Source organism: Agromyces sp. SYSU T00194, from assembly GCF_040496035.1.
In the GTDB taxonomy this organism is placed as follows: Bacteria; Actinomycetota; Actinomycetes; order Actinomycetales; family Microbacteriaceae; genus Agromyces; species Agromyces chitinivorans.
In genome coordinates this window covers 600,221-619,815 of the sequence record NZ_JBEPJZ010000001.1, presented here as the reverse complement: position 1 = coordinate 619,815, position 19,595 = coordinate 600,221, and the positions used below count along the sequence as shown (strand labels likewise).

Here is a 19,595-nt window from a genome sequence, read left to right as displayed (position 1 = left end):
AATCGCGGGGGCCGCCGGGTGGTGTCATCCAGGTCGGCTCCTCGCAGCTCTCGGAAGTGTCGGCTCATCATCGCAGCTTGCGGCCAGGCGTCCCCCGTTCGGGTGGGAATGATCCGCGGCCAGGCGAGTCACGCCTCACACGAGCTGGACCTTGTCCTGGTACTCGAAGTGGGTACTCACTCGGTCGGAGACGTCGATGTTCTGCAACTTCGGCGAGATTGGGCTGAATCCCACTAGACCCGCGGCCGATTCGCCACCCTGTGCCGTTCGGTAGACGTACTTGAGGATGCTGTCGTTCGTCGAGTGGTAGCCGTAGACGACCTCGTCGACTGCCGCCGTGAGCGCAGCCCAGTCCTTCTTGGCGCCGATCGCCGCTCCGAGAAGATGCGCGGACTGGACCCGTGGGCCGCCCGGCTTCGAGCCAAGTGTTTCCGCCGCAACAACCATCGCCCTCGCCCCGAGACTGTGGCCGATCAGTACGTAGGACTCGGCCTCCGTGCGCGCGAGAAGATCTCCGACGATGACTCCGGTCTTGTCAGCTCTGCTCTTCGCAACGTGCCACGGGTTCTTCATCACGTCGGTCGCCAACATCGCCGGGCCGATCACGTTCCCCAGGAAACGTGCACCACTCTTGGTGCCGACTGCGGCGCCCGCCTTCACTGCGGCGACGGCACCGGCCTTCCCCGCGAGGTTGGCGCCGAGCAGTCCGAAGTCGCGGAGTTCCTTCGCCCCCCACCAAACTCGATACACCGGGGAGTCGGGGTATCGATCATTTACGATCGCCTTCCAGCCTCCCCACTTGTGACCTTCACCGTCGGTGAGAAACCCATTCGCGACGAGAACAGGTATGCCCCCTCGCCCCGGACGAAGCAGCTCGATTCGGAAGGACTTGTCCTCGCGAAGGTACGCATTCGAGACAGAGGCGCCGAGCGCACCGCCGACAGCGGCTCCGACCGCCGTGACTACTGCCGTTCCGCCCGCCATCCCGAGGCCCCCGGCTGCGAGGCTCCCGCCTCCGAGCAGCGCGAGACCATGGGATGTTGCGGCAGCGCCCGATAGGCCACCGAACACCCCGAGTGAACCGATTGCGCCACCGATGGCAGGTGCGGCGAGAAGCCCAAGGGGAACAGCGATGCCCACGGCGGCGACACCACCAACCGCGATCTTCGACGCCCTGTCCAGATCGGGCTTCTCGTATCGGAGGAAGTCCTCATAGTCGTGGAGCTCGCCGAAGTTCCCTTGCGACTTCTCGAACCCGGGAATCTGATGACGGTGCTCGGCGCAGAACTGCGGCACCCGGATCGCGCCGCGGTCACGAACCGCCATGTTGGGGCACCCGACAGCGACGCAGGGGAGTGTCGGTGATCCACATCCCTGGCACACATATACGGGAAGCTGGCCCGCTGGGCGATTCGACTTTCGATGCTCGTTGATGAGAAAGCACGATGAGCACCAGCCGTGCTGAATGTCCAGCATCGAGACGTCGTCAGCAACGTCGGCAATCCACTGGGCGGTCTTCGCGTAGGCGTCGGCTTGCTTCTGGGCCGCCCGACGCACTTCGTCTGCCCGCTTCAATGCGGCCTTCTGTTCCGCCGGATCGGCGAGGGCGAGCGCGTCGTCATTCGACGTCGCTCGGGCCGTGTACCACGTCTTCGCATACGCCCACATGTTGGTGCACAGCGCGTGATTGGATTCGAGCACACCGCCGACCTCGACCACCGGCTCCAAGTCAGTCAGCTCGCCGATGAGGGAGAGCGTTGCTCCCTGATCCGAAACCACATTGACCTTGAGCTGCGTTCCTTCGACGATGTGGGCATGGAGGGAGCCGGGCATGGCTCGATCGTGCCATAAGTGGGGAACGGCTCACGGAGGTTCCACCCGAACTGGGGCCGTAGTCAGCGTGCACGCTCGCGCAAGATCGACGAATCTCCGTTCGCCCGCAGGAGTGAGCGGTCTGCTTGCGCGGGTGTGTCACCCCTATTGGGGTAAGGGTCTTGAGCTACGGGCCCCTGCCCCCGGAACAGAGCTGAAGTCGCAACTTCCCCTGGTCGGTGCCGCGGGCACGAAACCGCCGGGCGACGGGCAGCTCGGCACTCGACCCCGCTACCATCGCCGGAAAAGGGGGCCCGGATGCAGACCCACGACGCCCGCCATGGTCCAGACGCCGTGGCGAGGTTGCGGCGGCTCGTCGCCGACGCGAAGGGTGGCGAACCGCTCGCACCGGTGACGGTCATCGTCCGCGACAACATCGCCGCACTCACCGTGAGGCGATCACTCGCGCGCGGTATCGGTGGGCGAGGCGGTGTTGCCGCGGTTCAGGTAACGACACTTCGTCGACTCGGAGAGCAGGTGCTGGCTGCAGCTTCCTTGACTGGGCAACCGGTGACTACCGCGCTCCTGACGATGCTGTGGCGGCGCGAGCTCTCGGCGGACCCCGGAAGCTTTGGCCCCGTTGCGCGGCACCCGGCCACCGTCCGCTCGCTCGTCCGAGCGGGTCGCGAACTCCGACACGTACCCGATGCGGTCCTTCACGACATTGGAGAAACAGGAGGCCTGCGCGCCGACCTCGTTCGTCTGGGGAGTGGGGTCGCCAGGCGATCGCTGGTGGGGCGGCGCGACGACGCGGCCGTGCTGCGGGACGCGGCCGACCTGATCGCTCAGAACTCGACGGCACTCTCTCGTTTCGGGGCGGTGATCGTCTACCTGCCCGATGAACCAGACCCTCTCGAGCGTGCGTTGCTCGGTGCGATCGATGAGGCGACCGAAGTGACGGTCCTTCTCGGGCGGACCGGACACCAGGAGGTTGATGCGCCTCTTCAAGCGGCCCTGAGGTGGGATGCCGACATCAAGGAGGTCCAGGCTCCAATCGCGACGCGCGTGGTGCATGCCTCTGATGCCGACGAAGAGGTGCGAGATGTCGTGCGCGAGCTTCGCTTGCGGCTGGCCGAGGGAGTGCCTGCGCATCACATTGCCATGCTGTACTCAGTCGCTGCCCCCTATTCGCGACTGGCTCACGATCACCTCGCGGGCGCTGGCATCGCCGCGAATGGCCCAGGCGTGAGGGCGCTGCGGGACCGGGCGGTCGCTGACGGGTTCCTTGCTCTCCTCTCGCTCGACCCTGATGACCTGCAACGCATCGCGCTCTTTGCCTGGCTCAATCGCGCGCCGGTGCGCCGGTCGGAGGCGGGCGGCACAGTGCCAGGCACTCAGTGGGAGCGGCTTGCACGCGAGGCAGGCATCACGGGAGGAGATTGGGCGGCGCGGCTCGCTGACCACGAAGCGCGCCATCGGGCTCGGCTCGAGGCGGATCAGGCGAATCCGGATGCAAGCAAGAGTTCGATCGCCTACCGCGAGCGTGCGATTGCGGCGACCAAGGAGCTCAACGCATTCGTCGGGGAACTCCAGTCGCACCTGCGTGATGGCTCGCAGATCGAGGGTTGGGCAAGCCTGGCCGAGTGGGCGCGCGAGATGTTCCGTCGGTACTTCGCGGTTGAACGACTCCCGGAAGATGAGCAGCGCGCGGCCACCGCGATCGAGTTGACGCTGTCGGGTCTGGCGGAGCTCGACGATGTTGGTGACGCTGCCTCGGTGTCCCAGCTCATCGAGATTCTCGACATCGAACTCGATTCGCGCCGATCGCGCGTCGGTCGTTTCGGTGAAGGTGTCTTCGTAGGGCCAATCACCCAGGCGCCGTCACTCGAGGTGTCGCATGTGTTCGTCGTCGGTCTGTCCGAAGACCAGTTCCCAGGCCGGCTGCTGCCTGACCCCCTGCTGCCGGAATCGGTGCGAGCGTCATCCGGTGGAGCGTTGGCGACGGCACGCGATCACCTCCGCCGGAGTCACCGTGCCCTGCTCGCCGCATTCCAGATCGGCGATGACGTGACCGCATCTTTCCCGCGGGGTGACCTTCGCCGGGGCTCGGAACGGCTCCCGAGCCGGTGGCTCATGCCAACTCTCCGCGCGCTTGCCGGCTCACCTGATCTGGAGGCTACTCGGTGGTCAGAGGCGTCCAGCGAGACGATTCGGTCAGTCGCTTCCCACTGGCAGGCCATGACCGGCACGCCTCACCCCGGCACCGAGCAGGAGTGGCGTGTTCGACACCTCGCGACCGGAGGCCGTCACGATGAGGATGCAGCGCTCGGAACCGCGATCGAAATGGTGGGTGCGCGGCGGTCGAGTACATTTACGCGGTTCGACGGCAACCTGAGTGACGTCGCAGGACTCCCAGACTTCCTACAGAGCGGCGTCGTTGCACCGACCACCCTCGAACGATACGCGGGCTGTCCGCATGCGTACTTCGTCGAGCGATTGCTCCGCGTCTCACCCGTCGACACGCCGGAGGACATTCTCAGCCTGCGTCCCTGGGATCTGGGGTCGATCGTCCACGAGGTCCTAGACCAGCTCGTGCGAGACGTCCTGACTGACGGCGGTCTGCCTGACTACGGTGAGGCATGGCGTCCTGAGCATCGTGAGCGGATGCGCGCGATTGCGGAAGAGGTCATGTCGGGCTTTGAGAGGCGCGGACTGACAGGTCACCCACGCCTCTGGGCGAATGAACGTGAACGACTCCAAGACGACTTCGAAGCGATCCTCGACCTCGACGACCAGGCGCACGCCGAACACGGGTCTCGAGTGATCGCCAGTGAACTCACCTTCGGGATGAACGGCGAACCGCCGGTGCGCATCGAGCTCGCGTCCGGCGCGATCGCGATGAAGGGCAGTGCGGATCGGGTCGACGAACGAGAGGATGGCCGGCTCATCGTTACGGACTTCAAGACCGGCAGTGCACGCGGATTCGCCGACATCAGGAGTGATCCGGTGGCCGCCGGGCGGAAGCTGCAATTGCCGCTCTACGCCGCAGCTGCGCGTGAGCGGTTTGGCAACGGTCGGGTCGAAGCAGCCTATTGGTTCATTGGCCGTCGAGACCGGGGCGAGCGCATCCCCATCGAACTGACGGATGAGATCGACGCGACCTACCGCTCCGCACTGGAGACCCTCGTCACGGGCATCAGAACTGGCTCCTTCATCGCGAGGCCTCCGGCCACGGACGACTTCGCCTGGGTGCAGTGCCAGTTCTGCAATCCGGACGGCGTCGGATACGGCCACATCCGGCGACCCAGCGATCAGAAGCGCACGGACCCGGCCCTCGCAGACCTCTTCCGGCTCCTCGATCCAGCCGCGCTCGAAGACGACGAGGAGACGCCCCGATGACGCTCGCCGATGCGGAGGCCCGCCAAGCCGTCACGGAGCACCGCGATGAGAGTCTCTTTGTGGACGCCGGCGCAGGTAGCGGCAAGACTTCCGTGCTCGTCCAGCGGGTCGTCGCGTCCGTACTTGAGGACGGCATTCCGCTGTCGGAAACCGCCGTGGTCACCTTTACCGAGAAGGCCGGAAATGAGCTGCGCGACCGACTCCGGGGAGCCTTCGAGGACCGACTCCGCACTGCGCAGGACGGCGAGCCCGTGGCGCGCGCGAAGACTGCGCTCGACGACCTCGACGCTGCCGCCATCGGCACGCTCCACTCATTCGCGCAGCGGATCCTCGCCGCGTTCCCAATTCAGGCGGGCATGCCACCGCTGATCGAGGTGCTCGACGAGGTCGCGTCGTCAGTAGCGTTCGATGCTCGCTGGGCGGCGATGTGGCGTCGCCTGCTCGATGACGACGCCTTGGCTGAGACGCTCCAGTTCGCACTGGGTGTCGGGATCGACAGCGAGAAGCTTCGCTCGCTCGCGCGGGCATTCGGCAACGACTGGGACCTCATCGAGTCGCACGTGCTCGCCCATCCCGCGCAGTCGCCTCAGTTTCCAGACACTCAGCCGCTGCTTCGACAAGCGATTCTTGTCAGCGAGCAGGCGAGCGGATGCCGCGATGAATCGGACCGCTTCCTGCGCGTGATTCGCCGCGTTGCGCACTGGATCGAGCGATTCTCCGGCGACCAGGACGATCGCGAGCGCTATGCCTTGATCAGCGAACTCTCCGCCCTCAAGCCGGGTGTCGGCGGCAGGGGGGCCAACTGGGAGGGCAACCTGGCCGAACTGAAAGAGCAGGTCAGGGACCTCGCATCTGCTGCTGGCACCTTCCGACGGCAGTATGCGGATGCAGCGTTGCGGCCGATCGCACGATGGGTCGCCGCTGCTGTGCTCGACGCGGCGCGGGAACGTGTTGCATCCGGTTCGCTGGAGTTCCACGACCTACTCGTGGCGTCCCGTGATCTGCTTCGGCACGACGGGGACGCCCGCGCTGAGCTGCAGCACACGTACCGCCGACTGTTGCTCGACGAGTTTCAGGACACCGACCCAATCCAGATCGAGCTCGCGCTGCGGATTGTGGGCGGCAGGGCTGCGGACGCGGAGGACTTGCGCGACATCGATGTGCCCGCCGGGTCGGTGTTCGTCGTTGGCGACCCCAAGCAGTCGATCTACCGTTTCCGGCGTGCGAACATCGCCACCTATCTCACCGCAAGCGAGCATCTCGGTCGTCGGGTCACGCTTTCGACGAACTTCCGCTCGGTGCCCGCTGTGCTCGAATGGGTGAACCAGGTCTTCGGCTCCATGATCCAAGCGAAACCGCTTGCGCAGCCCGCCTACGAGCCACTGGGCGCACATCGCACAGTGCTGGACCTTGACGGTACGTCGTTTACCGGCCCGGCGGTCACCCTGCTCGGAGCCGAGGCACACGCGGGACGCCCGTCGGCCGCAGATCTTCGCATCGCGGAGGCGCGAAACGTCGCATCGGTCATTGCGAAGGCGCTCACCGAAGGGTGGACTGTCCAGGATGCGAAAACCGGTGTGTGGCGGCCGTTGACGCTGAGGGACATCGCGATCCTCCTTCCTGCGCGAACATCGCTGCCATTTCTCGAAACAGCGCTCGACGAGATGGGAATCGCGTACCGCACCGAGTCGAGCTCGCTCGTGTATCAGTCCGATGAGATTCGATCGCTGATGGCAGCGGCTCGAGCCATCGCGGATCCGAGCGATCAGCTCTCCGCGGTGAGTGCGCTGCGTTCGCCACTGTTCGGTTGCGGTGACGATGATCTGTTTGCCTATCGCCGAGACGGTGGGTCCTTCACGGTGAGCGCGCCGGTCAACGACGAGCTTGCGGGCCATCCGGTCGGCGTGGCGATGTCGTACCTCAACGACCTGTACTACCGCAGCCGCTGGCTCACCCCAGCCGAGGTGCTGACCGATCTCGTGGTTGAGCGTCGCGTGCTTGAGACCTCGTCAGCGACTGAACCGTCATCGCGGGCGCGCGACCAATTTGGGCGCGTGCGCTTCGTGATCGATCAGGCGCGTGCGTGGTCCGAGGTGGAGCATGGCGGCCTGCGCGCCTATCTGGCCTGGGCGGCACATCAGGCGCAGGATGCCGCGCGGGTGGCCGAATCGCTCCTGCCCGAGACCGACCTCGATGTGGTTCGCATCATGACGGTGCACGCGGCAAAGGGCTTGGAGTTCGGAATGGTCGTGCTCTCTGGTATGACGAGTCAGTCTCGTCGCCCCAGCGGTGTTCAGCTGCTCTGGCAGGACCACTCATACGCCGTGAAGTTGTCGGCCACGGTCGAGACCAACGACTTTGCTGAGGCCGCGCCGCTCGACGAGCAGATGGACAGCGAGGAGCGCCGTCGGTTGCTGTACGTTGCTGCCACCCGAGCTCGCGACCATCTTCTTGTGTCGCTGCACCGCAGTGAGAGCGGCCCCGAAACCGCCGCAAGGCTCTTCGAGCAGTGCGGTGCACTCGGCGTCGACGGGGTGATGCGCTTCGACTCCGGAGGCGCGGACCCACTTGCCGCTGGAATTCACCCGGAGCCGGCTCCGAGCGTGCAATGGGACGAATGGTGGGCGGCGACCGAGACCGCTCGCCGCCGTTCGCGAACCGCATCTGTGCGTACGGCCTCGGGCCTCGAGGGAACCGAGCCAGATGTGGTGTGGGCGATCGGAGACGCGGACGGGTCAGGCGACCAGCAAGCAGCGGAGCTCGCTGCCGGATCCGCAAAGGGGCCGCGCGACGTTGAACTCGCTCCCTGGTTGAAGGGCCGGTACGGCAACCTCATCGGTCGGGCGGTGCATGGCACGCTCCAGGCCATCGATGGGGATACATCGCTCGTTGATCAGGTTGCGGGTGCCCAGTCTCTTGCCGAAGGCGTCCCGAGTCTGAGCAGCGCCGTGGCATCGTTCGTGAGATCAGCGCTCGCAACCGACGTCGTCGCGCGCGCCTTCGTTTCTGAGCACTGGACCGAGGTCTATGTCGGCATGGTCGAGCACGACGGCATCGTGCTGGAAGGATTCATCGACCTGCTCTTCCGTGACGCCGACGGGTCGCTCGTCATCGTGGACTACAAGACCGACACGGTGACGGATGCAACGGACTCGCTCGCGCAGCGGGCAGCGCACTATGCACCGCAACTTCACGCCTACATCCGCGCGCTCGAGGCAGCGACTGGCGAACTGGCGAGGGCGCAACTCGTGTTCCTCGATGGATCAGGTTCCGCAGGACTCGTCATTCCTGTCGAGGCGCTCACCACCACGGGCCGCTAAACGGGTCCATCCCTTTGCGCGCTTGGCGGAACAGGCTGGCATCGTCGTCGTGCGCCCACCGATAGAGCATCAACCACGAGGCGGGGCAGGAACGAGATGTCGTCGAACAAAGTCTGCCCCCCCCGTTCGGGTGTGGTGCCGCTCGATTGGCGCTCCTGCGACCGTCCAGAGGTGATCGGTTGGCTACGATCGGCTGGGAGTGAGAGTGCGTTGTACGGCCTCGTGCTACGACGTCAGAGCGGGTGGTTTCGAGTGTCGTGGGTCAGCTGTAGTCTGAGAAACTTTCGAATCGTCATTCGGGCTCACTGGAGGTGTCGGTGAACGTCACACGTGATCCGCAGCGGTATCAGCTCTCATTCACCTCGGGAGCGCTGTACCTCGGCGGCGCGCAGATCGGGGCCGACTTATACCTGCAGTCGGGCGACTGGGTGAAGGTTCGAGCCCAACTGCGGTCCGGCAATCTGCTTCAAGCGCGAACGTTGGGAACCTCTACGCGCTGGGCGCGCGAACTCGTCCAACGCTTGGAGACGCTCACGCCCGAGGAGATTGCGCTGCTTGCTGACGCCACGGGTGAGGAACTGGCGCAACTCATGTGGACAGCCACGTGCCGACGCTACGAGTTGATCGGCGAGTTCGCGGAAGAGGTACTGCGCGAACGATTCCTTCTCATGAAGCCACACCTCTTGGTCGGGCACTTTGATGAGTTCGTGCGTGCAAAGGTGCTCTGGCACGAAGAGCTCTCGGTGCTGGAACCGTCAACCCTTCGAAAGCTTCGGTCAAACCTGTACAAGATGCTGCGGGAAGCAGACCTGATCACTGAGGAGGGCGTGATCGTCCCAACCGTCATCGCGCCTCGCGTTCGCGAGCACCTCGTTCGGCGGAGTCCGAGCGATCTTCGCTACTTCCCGACGAGGGATGCCGCATGAGTTCCAACGATGTCGCGAAGTGGGAGAGCCACCTGGTTGCCGTCATGTCCGGGCCCCGGTTCCTCAACAATGAAGGGCTTATCGGCGAGGACCCCTACTTCATCTATCCCTATGATCCGCGCGATGCCCTTGAGGTTGCCGCGTCGAAGAAGCGGATCAAGACGAAGCTTGCTCAGCGGGGGATCGAAGTCCTGGAGGTGAACCTCTACGACCTGGTCGTCGAAGTACTCCAGGACCGCGGAGTGTGGGCCGACTTGGTCGAGCTGGAGCCCACGATCTCCAAGGTGGACTTCCGCGAAGGGCTCCAATCGATGCTTGATCCCGGAGACGATCTCGCCCCGGCGATCAGGGCCCGATTTGCCGCACATTCGTTCGACATCTTGTTCCTCACTGGCATCGGCGAGGTATTCCCCTTCATCCGTTCGCACAGCGTGCTGAACAACCTGCAGAACGTTGCCGACGACAAGCCGATGCTCATGTTCTTTCCCGGGAGCTACGAGCAATCCAAAACACTCGGTTCAACTCTGGTGCTGTTCGGGAGCGTTCCCGATGACAACTACTACCGGGCCAAAGACATCCGCGAACAGGAGGCATGACCCGTGATCCTCAATGAGATCTTCGAGAAGGACGTTCAGCGACCCATCGAGGGCGTCATCAAGGCAGACGACGCCGAGCACCTCGGAACCGAGGTTGAAGAGTACGTTCTCACCAACGAAGCGGCAAAGGAGCTCGAGAAGCTCCTCGAGGAATACGCGAAGTACACGACGGCCAACGGCGTGTGGATCTCGGGCTTCTTCGGCTCGGGTAAGTCGCACATGCTGAAGATGCTCGCGCACCTCCTCGGTGACGTCGACGGTCAGGACTTCCCGCGCGATCAGGTATCGCGGGCGTTCCGTGCAAAGGCCGAGGGTGCCTTCCTGCCTGGCTTGATCTCCAAGGCCGACAAGATCGCCGCGCGGAGCATCCTCTTCAACATCGACCAGAAGGCGACGGTGATTACGAAGGATCAGACCGACGCCCTCCTGAAGGTGTTCGTCAAGGTATTCGATGAGTCCCGCGGGTACTTCGGCAACCAGGGACACGTCGCGCGCTTCGAGCGGGATCTCGACCAGTCGGGTCACTACGCGGCGTTCCAGGATGCCTTCCTGAAGATCACCGGTAAGGCATGGCTTGATGAGCGCAAGAACTACATCATCCAGGGGCGCAACATCGATCGGGCTTACGCGGAGGTTGCCGGGGGCGACGCGCCCACCGACATCCTGAAGCAGTACAGCAACGACTATTCGGTGTCCATCGAGGACTTCGCGGACGAGGTCGTCGCTTGGCTGGACCAGCAGCCGTCAGGGTTCCGTCTCAACTTCTTTGTTGACGAGGTAGGCCAGTTCATCGGCGACGATCGGAAGCTGATGCTCAATCTACAGACGATCGCCGAGTCTCTGAACACGAAGGCGAAGGGCCGATCGTGGGTGTTCGTGACCTCCCAGGAGGATATGGAAAAGATCATTGGCGACCAGACGAAGGAGCAGGGACAGGACTTCTCGAAGATCCAGGGCCGGTTCAAGACCCGGGTGAAACTTACTAGCCAGGATGTCGAAGAGGTCATCCGCAAGCGCCTGCTCGAGAAGAATGAGCAGGGAGCATTCGCTCTTCAAGGGATCTACGCCGCGGAGTCGGCCAACTTCAAGACCCTCTTCGGCTTCGCGGATGGTTCGAAGACGTACAAGAACTACGTCAACGAGGACCTGTTCGTAGGAACGTATCCCTTTGTTTCTTATCAGTTCCCGCTCTTCCAGCAGGCGATCGAGGGTCTCTCCGAGCACAACGCGTTTGAGGGCAAGAACTCCTCGGTCGGCGAACGTTCCATGCTCGGCGTTGTCCAGCAGGTAGCCAAGGAGCTCGGTGCGGTTGACGTTGGCTCACTCGCGAGCTTCGACCACATGTTCGCCGGCATCCGTTCGTCTCTGAAGTCCGCGCCGCAGAAGCAGGTGCAGCTCGCCGAGCAGAACCTCGACAACCCGCTCGCCGTGCGACTCCTGAAGGCGCTCTTCCTCGTGAAGTACGTCGAGGGTTTCAAGGCAACGGTGCGGAATCTGACCGTGCTGGTCTACAACCGCTTTGGCCTCGATCTCCCTGCGTTGCAGGAGCAGGTGCGCGAAGGGCTCGCGCTCCTCGAGCAACAGACGTATGTCCAGCGCACCGGCGACACATACGCGTACCTCACGAACGAAGAGCAGGACATTGAGAAGGAGATCAAGAACGTCGACGTGGATGGGTCGGAGGTGAGCGACCGACTCTTCCAGCTTCTCCACCTGCACGTCATGAAGCAGCAGTCGAAGTTCCGCTACAGCAAGACCAATCAGGACTTCCCGCTGGGCTACATGCTGGATGACGTGGCGAAAGGGCAGCCGAAAGACCTGACCATCCACTTCATCACGCCTGCCAACCCGAACATCTCCGTGGCGAACTCAAACGATCTCACGAACGTTCGACTTCAGGGAGCGGGCAAAGCAGAGCTGCGTGTGATCCTGGGGGCGGACAAGCGCCTACTGACGGACCTCGCATTGCTTCTGAAGACGGCGAAGTACGTCAAGCACAAGCAGGGGTCTGCCATCACCGACAGCGTGAAACGAATCCTGGATCAGAAGACGCAGGAGAGTGCGTCCCGCGAGAAGGAGCTCGCCGCCCGAATCAAGACGGCCGTCGGTCAGGCACTGCTGATCCACAACACCGTCGACATCTCGTCGTCATCGTCGATCGCTGAGGCGCGAGTTGCGGACGGCATGAACGTGCTGGTGGCCAAGACATTCCCGCAGCTCGACATGCTCGGGGGCAGAACGTTCCCCGAGGTTGATGTCGCCAAGTACGTACAGCCCGACGACAGCTCGCTCAGCATTGTTGGTGACGAGTTGGAGGGACCCTCCGACGAGATCTACAAGATGGGCGTCCTCGCAAAGGACAAGCTCGGCGAACAGGTAACGGTGAAGAAACTCGTCGACCAATTCCAGGCGCGCCCGTACGGGTGGGACTACGGCTCGATTCTCTGCGCCATTGCCTATCTATACGGTGCTGGGAAGATCACCATTGAGCTCGACAACGTCCTCCGCAAACGCACTGAAGTGCCACAGGACCTGCGAACGGCGCCGCGGCATGCCGTGCTCATCGTTCGTAAGCAGGCAGTCTTCGACGCCGCAAAGGTCAAGGTTTTCTCGGACTTCGTGAAGGAGTTCTTCGATGAGGCGAACCCGCCGAAGGATCCGATGGAGCTCGCGCACTTCGGCTTGGAGCGGCTGAAGGCGAAGCTCGACCAGTTGAAGAGCATCGTCGCTACCTCGCGGTACCCCTTCATCGCAGCGCTCCACGAGCCGATCGAACAACTCGATGCCGTCGTCGGAAAGGCTCCGACCTGGTACGTCAGTGAATTCACCGGGGGCGATGAGCTCATCGACGCAAAGAACGACGTGCTCGTCCCGATCGACCAGTTCCTCAACGGCCCGCAGGTGAAGACCTATGACGCCGCGCAGAAGTTCATCAGCGGCGCGGCGGGAAATCTGGGGTATCTCCCCACTGGCGCAGCGGACTCCGTTGAGAGGCTTCTCGCAGATCTCGCCATCTTCCGAGGCAACAAGGCGCATCAGCTGAAGAAAGCCGCTGATGAGCTCGATGTGAAGCTCGGCGCGCTACTTGAAGAGGAGGGGCAGAAGGCGGTCTCTGCCATCCTGGCGAACCGGGAACAACTAGAGGCCACCGAGTACTTCAAGCTCGCCTCACCAGGAGCGCAGCAGAAGGCGATGGACGAGATCGACGCGCAGGTGATCCTGATTGAGCAGCAGTCGAGCATCGCGGAGCTTCGTCTTGCGCCCGCCAACTTCGCGAACGTGGTGTTCCCACGAATCCTCCAAGATCTTGCGGTGGCCAAACCTGTGACGGTGCCCGCGTATGTGGAAGGGGCCGACGAGAGCGGCGCTTCAGGGCAAGGTGGCACCGCGCCTCATGTCGATGTTCCACTGGCGCAGAAGCCTGCTCCCGTGTTCGTCCCTATCACGCAGCTCTCGGTGTCAAGGGGAAAGACTGTGCTGGCGTCGATGTCTGACGTCGAAGAGTACGTGGATGAGCTTCGGGCGGTACTCAACACGGCGATCCAAGAAGGGAAGCGGATCACTCGCTGATGGATACGGGGTTGTTGAAGGGGTTTGCGGCGGGTGCGCGTGTTGATCTGATCAAGGAAGTTGGTGCGCGTCTGGATGTGGTGTTGGCTTCTGGGTCGGTGGCGCGTGCTGAGGCTCCGGAGTCGGTGGCGGCCTTGGAGCGTGCGGTCGGGAAGGATGGCCGTGAGGCGGTCGTGGACCGGGTCGCGTATACGTGGTTCAACCGGATAATCGCGCTGCGTTTCATGGACGCGAACGGTTACACGGGCGTCGGTGTTGTCTCTCCCGAGCCGGGGAAGACTGCGGGCCAGCCGCAGGTGCTCTCGGACGCGAAGGGTGGCGACTTCGACGCTGACGTTGTCAGCGTGAAGACGCAGGCGACGGTCACGGCGCTGCTGAACGACACGCGCCCGAGCACGGATCCGCAGGGCGAGGCGTACGGGTTGCTGCTGGAGGCGTATTGCCGGTTCTGGAACAAGGCGATGCCGTTCATGTTCGAGCGGGAGGGTGATTACACCGAGCTGCTTATGCCGACCGCTCTGCTCGCCGCCGACTCTGTTCGCGATCGTGCGGTGCGGACGCTCACTGATGAGGTGTGTGGTGAGGTCGAGGTGATCGGCTGGCTGTACCAGTTCTATATCTCGGAGCGGAAAGACGAGGTCTTCGCCGGGTTCAAGAAGAACAAGAAGGCCGGCGCTGCTGAGATCCCCGCGGCGACCCAGTTGTTCACCCCGCACTGGATCGTCCGCTACCTGGTAGAGAACTCGCTAGGCCGGCTCTGGCTGCTCAACCATCCGGAATCTCAGCTTGCTGAGCAGATGGACTACTACATCCCGCCGGTCGACGAGGAGACCGATTTCCTGCGGGTGTCGTCGCCGGAGGAGTTGAAGGTTGTCGACCCGGCGATCGGGTCGGGGCACATGCTCACCTACGCGTTCGACCTGCTCTACGCGATCTACGAGGAGCAGGCGTACAGCCCGTCCGAGATCCCGTCGAAGATACTTGAGCACAACCTGTACGGTGCGGAGATCGATCCTCGGGCCGGTGCGCTTGCCGCGTTTGCGTTGACGATGAAGGCTGCCAAGAAGCGCAAGCTGTTCCTGAAGAAGCCGGTCCAGCCGCACGTCTGTGTGTTGGAGAACGTCCGGTTCGAACAGGCGGACCTGGACTATCTCTGGTCGCTGACGTCGGGTTCGGTGGTGCGTTCGGATGCGGATGGGTTCTGGAACGCGTTCGAGCATGCTGACACGTTCGGGTCGCTGATCCAGCCCAACGAGGCGCTCATCCCGGTCCTGAAGCCGGTCGTGGAACAACTCGAGACCACCGGCAACCTCCTCGCTACCCCAGCCCGACGGGTCCTCGACCAAGCCGAACAACTCAGCACCCGCTACCACGTCGTCGTCGCCAACCCCCCATACATGGGGACAAAGAACATGAGCCCGGTGCTTCGTAGCTATCTCGAGTCCACATACCCGTCTTTCACCGCTGACCTCTTTTCCGCGTTCATCTCGCGATGCTTCGTGCTGGCGCGCCGGCTTGGCCGAGTCGCCATGATCGCACCCAACGTGTGGCTCACCCTCAAGGGCCACTCGGGCGTGCGAGATCTGCTGTCGCGTAGGGCGCTGTGGAGTCTGTTGGACGTCTCGACCTCATTGTTCGAGGCGGTCTCTGTGGCGACGGGCGCGTGGGTCGCGACGAATGGTCCTGCTGTGCTGCCGACCCGGTTTGTCGATCTGAGCATGAGTAGCAGCGACGTGCTCGGACGGCTGGCGCATCTCCCCGCGGGGGTGGGTCTCCCGCTTGCTCTCGAGGCTGAAGGCATCGAGAGCTTCTCGCACCTGCCCTCGCAGTTCACTCGAATCGATGGTGAGCCCTTCGTGTATCGACTTACCGACGACGAGATTGGGTTGTTCTCTCGTTTTCCGCCCCTAGGCGACCTGGTTGAGGCGCGCGTCGCAATGGCGACCGCCGACAACGATCGATTCTTGCGAGGGTGGTACGAAGTCGCAAGTAGCCGCACATGCCGCGACGCGGGTGACGTCAAGGCGGCGTTGGCATCCACGAAGCGATGGTTCCCAGTCAACAGAGGAGGAGAAGCGCGCGCCTGGTACTGGAACCGCGACAGTGTCATCGACTGGGAGGACGATGGCCGCCGGATTCGCCAGAACATCGACCCGAAGACTGGCCGTGTCCGCTCGCACAACTACAACGGACCGTTTGCCTTCCGAGAGGGACTGACTTGGGGGGCCTTTGGGTCCGGTCTACGAATGCGATACACGCCTGCAGGATCATTGTTCGTCACGCCCGGATCCAGCATGTTCGGGCGGTCGGCGCACCTCGATATGCGTTCGATTCTGGTGCTCGCGAACAGTGCGCTCGCAACTCGACTTAGCCGGGCGGTTAGCGGCACAATCAACCTAGAGGTGGGGGACGTTCTCCGAGTGCCGGTGCCGAATCTGCCCGAGCAGGTAGCTCTACTAGGTGCTGACTGCATCGACATCTGCAAATCTCTCTGGGATATGCGGGAGACATCGATGGACTTCAGGTCGTCTCCACTCCTGGGCGACCATGAGCCGAAGCTGGTGGGGGCTGTTGAGAGCGTTCAAGCTCTCGTGGGAGGTCTCCGCGACGATCTCCACGACGCTGAGCGGGCTGCATCCGAACTGGTGGACGACGCCGCGGGGGTGAGCTCTCCGGCGGCGTTCCTGACAAGCATCACGATCCCCTCGCCGTCGTCGCTCATTTCCGATCTGGTGTCATATGCGGTGGGGTGCATGTTCGGGCGCTACAGCCTGGATGAACCTGGGCTTGTTCTCGCGAATGAGGGTGACTCGTTGCAGGAGTATCTCGAGAAGGTGCCGAGCCCGTCGTTCATGCCTGATGCGGACGGGGTTATCCCGGTTGTGGATGGGGAGTGGTTCGAGGATGACATTGTGGCGACGTTCCGGCAGTTCCTGCGGGTCGCGTTCGGTGAGGAGCACTTCGAGGAGAACTTGAAGTTCGTCATCGACAGCTTCGGTGTGAAGGATCTGCGGGACTATTTTGTGAAGTCGTTCTACAAGGACCACGTGCAGCGGTACAAGAAGCGTCCGATCTATTGGATGTTCTCCAGCCCGAAGGGTTCCTTCAATGCGCTGGTGTATCTGCACCGGTACACCCCGTCGACGGTGTCGACCGTGCTGAACGAGTATCTTCGCGAGTTCATCAAGAAGCTCGAGGTGAGCTTGGAGCAGCAGGAGCGCATGATCGTCAGCGGCGCGAACGCGCGCGAGGTCGCCGCGGCGCAGAAGGAGGCAGAGCGGCTCCGCAAGGTCCTGATCGAGCTGGGGGACTATGAGCGGGCCCTCTACGACCTCGCGAGTCATCAGATCGACCTCGATCTTGACGACGGGGTGCTGGTGAATTACCAGAAGTTCGGTGCCGCTCTGAAGGACGTCGGCCTCAAGAAGAGTGGTGACAGTGCCTAGCTCAGACCCGCTGATTCGCAGCCTCGCCTCCCGCTTCGAGCACGGACCGAGCGCCGACGGGCGTCACGTGGCAATCTGGCATGATCCAGCCGGAGAGTACGCCGACCGCCTCGATGCAATCGCCGCCGAGATCGGCAACGTGAAGGTCATCCGGGTCGAAGGCGACGAGTTCGCGGTCAAGCACCGCCTTCTGGTTGACGAGCGGACGCAGCCGTTCATCGTGTATCGGAGCGGTGAAGTGCCGCCCGGGCTCGGCAACTGGCTGCTCGACCTTGAATATGCCTACGGCGTGTTCACGGCCGACAAGGCCGCGCTCGTCGGCGAAGGCCTCGGTCTCGAGGATCCCGCCGCGCGATCTGTGGTGGCCGAGCATCCGGAGTTCTTCAACGCTGCCGATCGCCGCGAACGCCTCAAGAAGCGTCTCGCAAGCGAGGACAACCGAACTGTCGTGCTCGCCAAGATGTGTGCGGTGCTGCTCCGAACCGAGCAGCACTCCTTGAGCGAGCTCACGCGTGAGCTGCTCGTCGAGGCCGCTCGGGGCGATGACTCGGGTCTCAAGCAGCTGACCGACTATGGATTGCTCGAGTTCTACTGGACTGGGGTCGAGACCACATACGGTTACGCGTCCGACGCGCCGACCATGGACGACTTCATCCTGTGGGTGTTCCGCTCGGCCTATGAAGGCTTCACCGGCGACACCCGCGGTCGAAACATCCAGATCGACTACTCCCGCTGGCGGGATTCGAAGTCGAGCGGCTCCGCGATGGCCGAGCTCGCCGGCAAGGCCGAGGATTCGCTTCAGATCGCGGCCGGACTCGAGACCAGGAGTTGGGAAGAACTCCTCGATGACGACACCTTTGAGTCGACTGACCGCAAGATCCTGAGCGACCTGGCGGCAGGAGTCGCGGGGAAGACGATCAGTGCGCGGGAGGTCGTTGAAGCTGATCGCCGCCGCCACTCAACATTCTGGTATTCCGGGTATGAGCCGCTTTACACGGCGATCCGGTCGGCGAGCGAACTGCTCGCAGCGATTGACGCATTCAACCCCGGCATTGACAGCTTCGATGATGGCCTCCAGAAGTACGCTTCTGGCTGGTCGAAGATCGACGGCCTCTATCGGCACTTCGTTCACGCCGCGCGGTCGACGGAGCACACCAAGCCGCTGGAACCGCTCGTCGAGCAGGTGGAGAACTTCTACTCGAACAAGTACGTCGGCCCGCTCGCCACGGCTTGGCAGGCGCAGGTCGACGGCATCGATGGGTGGGAAGCGACAGCTGTGCCCTCGCAGCGTGCGTTTTTCGACCACTACGTCGCGCCCCTCGTGGCGAAGGGCAAGCGCGTCGTCGTCATCATCTCGGACGCGCTGCGCTACGAAGTCGCCGAGGAGCTTGCCACGAGGCTGCGGCGCTACAAGGACTCGCGGTCCAAGGTTGGCTTCGAGGCAAGTCTCGACCCCACTCTGGGGGTTCTCCCGAGCTACACGCAATTGGGGATGGCTGCGCTGTTGCCGCACGGGACGATCGGCTTCACTGGCGTCAAGGCGCTCACCGAGGTCGATGGCAAGAAGGCCGACGGGACCGCGAACCGGTCGAAGATCCTTCAGCCGCACGGCGGCATGGCCATTCAGGCGGAGGATCTTGCGGGGTACACCGTCAAAGAGTTGCGTTCCCTGACGCAACAGCAGCAGTTCATGTACGTGTACCACAACCGGATCGACGCAACCGGCGACAAGATCGGCACCGAGCGGCAGGTCCTCAGTGCGGCGGCGAGCTCCGTCGATGAACTGGTCAAGCTCACGAAGCAGTTCGCCAGCGCTGATGTGGGAGCGATCTTCATCACAGCGGATCATGGATTCCTCTTCCAGGACCGCGAACTCGACCCGGCGGGCTACCTATCCGCCGAGCCTCAGGGCGATGAGATCCACGACCGGGATCGGCGTCGCGTGATCGGCCGGGGGCTCAAAGCTGCCTCGGCGTTCCGGCACTTCACTCCTGAGCAGTTGGGTCTGTCCAGCGACTACGAGGTGCTGATTCCCAAGGGGACCAAGCGGCTCAAGCTCCAGGGCTCCGGAGCGAGATACGTGCATGGCGGAGCGACGCTTCAAGAGATCGTTGTTCCAGTCATCAGCGTCACCTACACCGACAGTGGCAAGAGCACGGTCCGCCCGGTGAACATCGCGATCCAGCAGAAGTCGCCCAACATCAGCACCGGCGTCCTCGCGGTCGACATCCACCAATCCGAGCCTGTGACCGACAAGGTGCAGGGGCGGGAGGTCCGCGCGGGGATCTACCTCGGCGACGAACTGCTGTCGAACCACGTGCAGCTCAAGTTCAGCTCGGAGTCGGATGACCCGAGAGAGCGTTTCGTGCCTGCGAGAATGGCCCTGCGGTCCGAGGCGGACGCACACAACAACGAGGACGTCGAACTTCGGCTCGAGGAACAGATCCCCAATACGACTCAGTGGCGAATCGTCGCGAAGGCCGTATACAAGCTGAAGCGCTCGTTCCAGATGGACTTCTAAGGGGA

At 63.3% G+C, this 19,595-nt stretch carries 8 protein-coding genes; 7 read left to right on the top strand and 1 reads right to left on the bottom strand.

Going from position 1 to position 19,595, the window contains the following annotated elements:
• Positions 1 to 135: 135 nt before the first annotated feature.
• The gene (locus ABZK10_RS02865; RefSeq protein ID WP_353807676.1) at positions 136 to 1,833 is read right to left on the bottom strand and encodes a DUF726 domain-containing protein; all 1,698 of its coding nucleotides are present in this window, start codon (positions 1,831 to 1,833) and stop codon (positions 136 to 138) included.
• A gap of 297 nt (positions 1,834 to 2,130) precedes the next feature.
• Between ABZK10_RS02865 and ABZK10_RS02860 the strand changes: the two genes are divergently transcribed.
• From ABZK10_RS02860 to pglZ, 7 genes are all read left to right on the top strand, one after another.
• The gene (locus ABZK10_RS02860; protein ID WP_353807675.1) at positions 2,131 to 5,211 is read left to right on the top strand and encodes a PD-(D/E)XK nuclease family protein; all 3,081 of its coding nucleotides are present in this window, start codon (positions 2,131 to 2,133) and stop codon (positions 5,209 to 5,211) included.
• Complete coding sequence (locus ABZK10_RS02855) at positions 5,208 to 8,531, top strand: UvrD-helicase domain-containing protein (protein WP_353807674.1); 3,324 nt, start codon at positions 5,208 to 5,210, stop codon at positions 8,529 to 8,531. The genes ABZK10_RS02860 and ABZK10_RS02855 overlap by 4 nt, the downstream gene beginning before the upstream one ends.
• A 317-nt stretch (positions 8,532 to 8,848) precedes the next feature.
• Complete coding sequence (locus ABZK10_RS02850; protein ID WP_353807673.1) at positions 8,849 to 9,457, top strand: DUF1819 family protein; 609 nt, start codon at positions 8,849 to 8,851, stop codon at positions 9,455 to 9,457.
• A complete protein-coding gene (locus tag ABZK10_RS02845; RefSeq protein ID WP_353807672.1) occupies positions 9,454 to 10,053 on the top strand; it encodes a DUF1788 domain-containing protein in 600 nt (199 codons plus the stop codon). Before ABZK10_RS02850 ends, ABZK10_RS02845 begins: the two co-directional genes overlap by 4 nt.
• Positions 10,054 to 10,056: 3 nt before the next feature.
• Positions 10,057 to 13,623, top strand: coding sequence for a BREX system P-loop protein BrxC (gene brxC / locus ABZK10_RS02840; RefSeq protein ID WP_353807671.1), 3,567 nt, complete (start codon positions 10,057 to 10,059; stop codon positions 13,621 to 13,623).
• Positions 13,623 to 17,069, top strand: coding sequence for a BREX-1 system adenine-specific DNA-methyltransferase PglX (gene pglX, locus ABZK10_RS02835; RefSeq protein ID WP_353807670.1), 3,447 nt, complete (start codon positions 13,623 to 13,625; stop codon positions 17,067 to 17,069). The genes brxC and pglX overlap by 1 nt, the downstream gene beginning before the upstream one ends.
• Entirely contained in the window at positions 17,062 to 19,590 is a 2,529-nt protein-coding gene (pglZ, locus tag ABZK10_RS02830; RefSeq protein ID WP_353807669.1) for a BREX-1 system phosphatase PglZ type A, read from the top strand. The genes pglX and pglZ overlap by 8 nt, the downstream gene beginning before the upstream one ends.
• Positions 19,591 to 19,595 lie beyond the last annotated feature (5 nt).